The organism is Acidovorax sp. KPB24-03 (genome assembly GCF_057546605.1).
Genome location: NZ_BAAJYR010000226.1, coordinates 1 through 5,594 on the forward strand (window position 1 = coordinate 1; position 5,594 = coordinate 5,594).

5 protein-coding genes are annotated in these 5,594 nt (G+C 66.8%); 3 read left to right on the forward strand and 2 right to left on the reverse strand.

Features of this window, described 5'->3' with window-relative positions; all coding sequences use genetic code 11:
- Positions 1 to 38 precede the first annotated feature (38 nt).
- Complete coding sequence (locus AC27KI_RS17765) at positions 39 to 1,535, reverse strand: TonB-dependent receptor domain-containing protein (RefSeq protein ID WP_487115031.1); 1,497 nt, start codon at positions 1,533 to 1,535, stop codon at positions 39 to 41.
- On the reverse strand, positions 1,424 to 2,419 hold the full coding sequence (locus tag AC27KI_RS17770; protein WP_487115023.1) for a TonB-dependent receptor plug domain-containing protein: 996 nt from the start codon (positions 2,417 to 2,419) through the stop codon (positions 1,424 to 1,426). Before AC27KI_RS17770 ends, AC27KI_RS17765 begins: the two co-directional genes overlap by 112 nt.
- Before the next feature lie 653 nt (positions 2,420 to 3,072).
- On the opposite strand from AC27KI_RS17770, the gene AC27KI_RS17775 reads away from it, so the two are divergent.
- The 3 genes from AC27KI_RS17775 (at position 3,073) to AC27KI_RS17785 (ending at position 5,580) form a co-directional block, all read left to right on the forward strand.
- Positions 3,073 to 3,336 (forward strand): hypothetical protein, encoded by a 264-nt coding sequence (locus AC27KI_RS17775; protein ID WP_487115025.1) that lies wholly within the window; start codon positions 3,073 to 3,075, stop codon positions 3,334 to 3,336.
- Positions 3,333 to 3,824 carry a hypothetical protein gene (locus AC27KI_RS17780; protein ID WP_487115027.1) on the forward strand — a complete coding sequence of 164 codons (492 nt, stop codon included), beginning with the start codon at positions 3,333 to 3,335 and terminating at the stop codon, positions 3,822 to 3,824. Before AC27KI_RS17775 ends, AC27KI_RS17780 begins: the two co-directional genes overlap by 4 nt.
- A gap of 157 nt (positions 3,825 to 3,981) precedes the next feature.
- Positions 3,982 to 5,580 carry a hypothetical protein gene (locus AC27KI_RS17785; RefSeq protein ID WP_487115029.1) on the forward strand — a complete coding sequence of 533 codons (1,599 nt, stop codon included), beginning with the start codon at positions 3,982 to 3,984 and terminating at the stop codon, positions 5,578 to 5,580.
- Positions 5,581 to 5,594 lie beyond the last annotated feature (14 nt).

Consider the following 5,594-nt stretch of genomic DNA (forward strand, 5'->3'; position numbering starts at 1 on the left):
TGGGAAAAAGAAGGCCGGCTGAGGCCGGCGCGGGCGGATCAGAACGCGACGGACATCGACACCGCCACCGTGCGGCCGGCATGGGTGAGCAGTTCGATGTCGCGCTGGTCGCGCGCCACCGAAGGCTGCAGGCTGCGGGCGCTGGCGTAGTCCCAGTAGCGCTTGTCGGTCAGGTTGTAGATGCCGGCCTGCAGGCGCACGCTCTTGTTCACCTGCCAGTAGCCGCTCAGGTCGAGCACGGAATAGCCGGGCACGCGGAACAGCTGGGTGGTGGCGTCGGTGAGCGCCGCGCCCGCGTTGGTGTAGCTGTCGCGGTTGGTGGCCTCTGCCCGCTTGGCGGCCACGAAGGTGCCGGTGAAGTTCACGCCCCATTGCTTCATGGGTGCGTCGTAGCCCACGCCGACGATGGCCTTGCGTGGCAGCACGGAGTCGAGCGCCACATCCTTGTCGCCGGCGTAGTGCGACCGCGACGTGCCCTTGCTCAGGCTCACCGCCCAGGTGGTGTACAGGCCGCGGGCCGCCGGGCTCCACTGGCCGTGTTCCAGGCGTGCGCTCAATTCGAGGCCGTAGATGGTGGCTTCGTCGCGGTTCTCGGCCTGGTAGATGGTGCCGATGTGCGCAGGCACGTTCGTGAACAGGCTGGGCGCGCTGGCGCGCGTGTAGCGGGTGTAGGCGATGAAATCGCGGTAGCGCGTATAGAAGACCGAGCTGTTGAGCGTCACGCCGTCGGCCGGCGATCCCTTGACGCCCACCTCGAACGCGTTGCTCGACTCTTCCTTCAGGTCGCGGTTGCCGATCAGCGCGTACTGGTTGCCCGTGGCGTAGTTGCTGGCCATGTTCCACGAGCCGAAGATCTCGCCCGGCGACGGCGCGCGGCCGCTGCGCTTGTACTGCGCATACGTGATGAAGCGCGGCGCGAGGTCATAGGTCAGGCCCAGGCTGGGGCTCCAGAGGGTGGTGGAGGGCGCATTGCCGTACAGGCGCCTCACGTCCTGCTCGGTGAGCACGCCGGAGACGAAGTTGCCGAGGTTGCGGGTCTGGATGTCGATGCGGTCCACGCGCAGGGCGGGAATCACGGCAAGCCGCTTGCCGCCCGCATCGAAGGCGATGTCGTCCTGGAGAAAGGCGCCCAGGCGCCGGGTGGTGGTGTCGGGCTGGGGCTTCATGTAGCCCGCCACGTTCCAGGGGCGGTCCACGTCCTGGGTGGAGGCATTGGCGCCGAAGCTTAGCTGGTGCCGGCCGATGCGTTTGTCCGCCGTGGTGGACGCCCCCCAGGTGCGGGTCTGGTTCTCGGAAAGATTGCGCACCAGGGCGCCGGTGGCCAGCGTGGTGGTGTCGGTCACGTCCGTGGTGCCCGTGTCCTGGAAGTACAGGCGGGTGTCCGCGTGGTCCACCCAGGCATTGCGCGGCGTCCACTGGTGGGTCAGCTGCAGCGTGTTGCGCTCCGTGTCGCTGGCCTGGCGGGACTGCTCGGTGATGGCCGTGTTGGTGGTGTTCCACCCGTGGAAGAAGGTGTCATTCTTGCGGCGGTACAGGTCGGCCGAGAGTTCCAGCCGATTGCTGCCGTCCACGCGCAGGCCGCCCTTGAGCAGCAGGCGTCCGAGTGCCAGTCGTCGGGGTAGCTGTTCACCACGTCGCTGTGGTTGCGCGCCGCGTGGCCGTCCCGGCGCGAATAGGCGATCAGGCCATCGAGGTCGCCGCTGCGGGCGGCGCCGGTGAAGCTCTCGTTCCATGCTCGGTCGGCCGAGTCGTAGCCGATCTTGGCGCCCAGGTACGAGGTCCGGTCGCCCCGCAGGTAGTCGCTCGCCGATTTGGTCTTGAAGCTCACGGCGCCCCCGATGCCGCCGGCGGAGCGCTTGGCGGAGGTGGTGCCGGACAGGATGTTGACCGAGGAAAACATCTCGGGGTCGATGAAGTCGCGTCCGATGCCGAAGGTGTTCGCGCCCACGCGGCTCACGTAGGGGCGGGTGGTGGCGTCGGGCATTTCCACGCCGTCCACGTCCATGCCCACGCGGTTGCCTTCGATCCCGCGGATGTTGTAGCCCGTCGTGCCGGAGCGGTCGAAGCTGCTGCGATTGCGGGTGGTGCCCGCAGCGGTGCCCGGGGCCGAGACCAGCGGCTGGTTGCGCACCACGTCCTTCATGCTGCCAGCCTGCTCCAGTGCCTCGCCGCTGACGACGGTGGAGGTGCCTGGACTGCGTTCGGCCTCGTCCACCACGTCCACCTGCGGCAGCAGTGCCGTCCTCACGGCGCCTGGGGTGCCGGTGCCGGAGCCCTGTCCCCACGCCGGCGCGGCAGGGGCGGCGAGGACCGCCAGGAGCGCAGCACCCGCCAGCGGGCGAAGGGCATGCGGAATGGGGGCGAAGCGCAGGGCGCCGTGCGCAAGAGAAACAGGCCGGAGGTGCAGGCAGTGAACCATGGAGTGCGTCGAAAAGGGTTGTCTGCTGGATACCCTCTCGCGCGGTCTGAACACTGCCGATCGCGGCACCGTCGTCCCTGCAGGTTGTCTGGCTCACGGCGCACATTGTCACACAAATGAGAATATTTCTCATTTGCGTTGGTGCATTGAATGGAAGGATTCCACGCTGCGCGATGCACCTTGCGGCCTGATGGAATCGACGGCTCGGCGGGGGGGCCATGATCCGGCGCGCCTGCCAAGGTTCAATGTCGCGCGTTCCTGTCAACTTTGTTTTTCGCAACCCGGCCAATCGCTTCGCTTGTCGAGGCATGTGGCGCCTTCGCACATTCAACGATGGAACGGCCGGCACATTTTCAGAGACGACTGCCGGCTGGTGTAAAGGGCACCAAATCCGCATGTCGCGCGGAAATATATAAGCGATAACGGTTGAAAGAACGACGATGAAAAACGCAAAACCGAAGCCACCCGTGCGTGGCCCCGCACTGTCATCCCGGCGCAAGGCCTGTGCCAGGGACGCAGCCCTGCAACTGGGGGCCGACGAGGCCACTGCCCGGATTTTTGGAGAAACGGGCGAAGCGAAAGTGGGGCCGTTCACGCTGCGCGTGGCACCCCTGAGCCATCGGGACAATGGCCCATGGGCCGCCATTGCCACGATGGCCCGGCCCGAGCATGTTCCGGCGGAAACCTGGACCGACGCGCTGCTGGTCGCCAACGGGCAGTCGATGCTCAGCTCCGACTGGGGCTATGGCATGGAAGACAACGGCGATGCCGTGCTGGTGCGCCGCCTGGAGACGCAGCAGGAAAACGAGCAGCTTCTTGCCGCGCAGCTTGGCGGCTTGCTGGTCATGTGCCAAGGCACCCGGGAGGGGGTGCTGGCACTGGGCGCAGCCTCGCCGCGCAAAGGAGGTGTGCAATGAGCGCCGTTCTCGCACCCCGCCCGCAGCCACCCGCCCCTGTGCAGGAGTTCGAAGCGTCATCCCGCGTTCTGGCGCTGGTCAGGGACACGGCCTTGTTCCTGGGCGCATCGCAGGAGCAGGCAAAGGATGCCTCGCGCACCGGAACCATCGCTCTGGAAAGCCGCACCATTGCCTTGGTGCCCGACGTGGACGAGGAGGCGCTGATCATGACAGCGCCCTTGCTCGCAGACTGCCTGGACGATCCGGCCCGGCGCGTGGCCGCGCTGCAGGCATCCACGCAGCTGATGCTCAGCCTTGGAGCCGTTTTTGCCCGCGGTTTCGCGGGGCCGCAACTGCTGTGCCGGTGTCCACTGGGCAACGCCTCGGCGGAGGTCGTCGCTTGGCACATTCTGCAACTGGCTGCGCTGGCCAATGCCGTGCAGGCGGGCGTTCCCTGCGCGGCACCCGAAGCCTCCGGCGGCCACAAGGAGCGTACCCATGCTCAATAAAACGAACGCGTCCGGTTCGACCACACCGATCCGCCCCACACTTTCCCCTGAACCTCAGACGCCCCAGGCCCGCTCCTCGGGCGCCAGCATTTCCGGACGCCTTCAGCACGAGTCGCTGACCGGCCGGCGAGGCCTGTCCCATGCGCATCCGCAGACGATGCCGCCGCGCCAGGCGCTTCAAGAAGGGGATTCCTTCTCCCTGCTGTCCAGTCCTACGCGTTCCGAATCCTTCCATACCCCTCTATCCGGAGGCAGCCGTCGCTGGATTAGCAGCGAACCCGTTACTCCGAACGCCGGTGGTTTCGGTGAGGGAACGGCGATGACCGAGGTTTCAAACACCAATGCGTCGTTCTCGCCCATGGGCCAGTTGCCGGCGCTGGAAGAGCTCGTTGATATCCCGCTGGACCGGTTCCTGCGCGCCAGTCGCCGGGTCGATATGCCAGAGCTGCAGGAACACGAGGAGCCGGCGGTGCCTGAGCCGCAGAGCTGGAACGCGATGCTGCGGCAATTGGGCATCGGCGCGATGGAAACCGGAGGGGCGGCCTTGCACCGGCTCGGGGAGGCGGCCACTGCGGCCCGCACCGCGGTCTCGGAGTCCACCACCGTGCAGGCCGTGGGTTCGATGCTGCCCAGCCAGCGCATCATGGGCGCGGTACTGGGCCATGGCATCCACCAGGCGGCTTCGGTCTTCGTGCCCACCTTTCTGCGCGAGATGATGGGGGAGTCCATGAAGGTCGCGTTTCGCGCCACACCGCCCAACATGGTCCTGGGCATGCAGGTGGGCGTGGGGCTGCTCAACATCGGCATGGCCGTGATGCGGGAACGGCGCGAGGCGCGCGATCCGGACACGGCCGCGCGGGGTTTTCATGCGATGACCGCGGAGCAATGGGCCGAATGTTCGGACCATCAGCGCGCGTCAATGCGCCAGACGCAGCAGCTCATGTCGCGCATCGTGACGCTGGAGCAGATCGGTGCGTCCATGGCCTCAATCGGGCTGTCGCTGCATGGCACGCTCACCGGCAACGTGGGCATGGCCACCGATGTGCTTGCAGGGGACATCAAGACCGTTGCGTATTCCTTCGCACGCGACTTCATTCAGGCGTCCTTCAGCATGGTCGGCACGCAGGAGGAAACGTCCGGCGGCGTGAGCGGCAGCCACCTCAACTCGGCCAGCCTGTTCTATGGACTGGCCAACGTCGTGGGCAACAACGCGTGGTCCCAGCTTCCGATTCTGGGAGGGGATACTGCTGCCGCCCGCGCCGTGCTGCTGGATGGGGCCAGCAGCAGTGGCGCCCGAAGCGATGCGTGGGGCGACATTGCAGGGGTGTCCGCCATCAAGGCCGCCATCAACTGGGCGGTGGAGACCGCGGACTGGATATCCGTCACCCAGCAGGAGGCGCTGCATTCCGGTACGGTGCAGCAATGGAATCCTCGCGTCACGGGAACGGACTATGGCCGTTTGCTGGACCAGACGCCTGCGCGCATCACCGCCATCTCGGCGGGGAATGCCGTCTTCAACATCCCCGGGAATGTGAACCGCGGGGGGACGCTAAGTCAGCAGGACTTTTTGAGCAATTCCCTCGCCGGCATGTTGGCGGGGTTGGGGTACGCGGCCATCGGAGGAAGCTGGCAGGCAGAGGGCGCGGTGCGTGCGGTCCGCCGGGAAGCCGAGGCCGAGGCTCGCAATACCGGCGTTGCTCCCCAGGTCGGGTTGCGGCAGCGCCGGCCCCATCCGGAAGGCGACGCACAGGACTGAGCAACCGTCTTGGC

Excerpts from the sequence above, each read along its gene's own strand:
- AC27KI_RS17770 (WP_487115023.1), bottom strand. The coding sequence starts at position 2,419 with ATGGTTCACTGCCTGCACCTCCGGCCTGTTTCTCTTGCGCACGGCGCC.
- AC27KI_RS17775 (WP_487115025.1), top strand. The coding sequence starts at position 3,073 with ATGGCCCGGCCCGAGCATGTTCCGGCGGAAACCTGGACCGACGCGCTG.
- AC27KI_RS17780 (WP_487115027.1), top strand. The coding sequence starts at position 3,333 with ATGAGCGCCGTTCTCGCACCCCGCCCGCAGCCACCCGCCCCTGTGCAG.
- AC27KI_RS17785 (WP_487115029.1), top strand. The coding sequence starts at position 3,982 with ATGCCGCCGCGCCAGGCGCTTCAAGAAGGGGATTCCTTCTCCCTGCTG.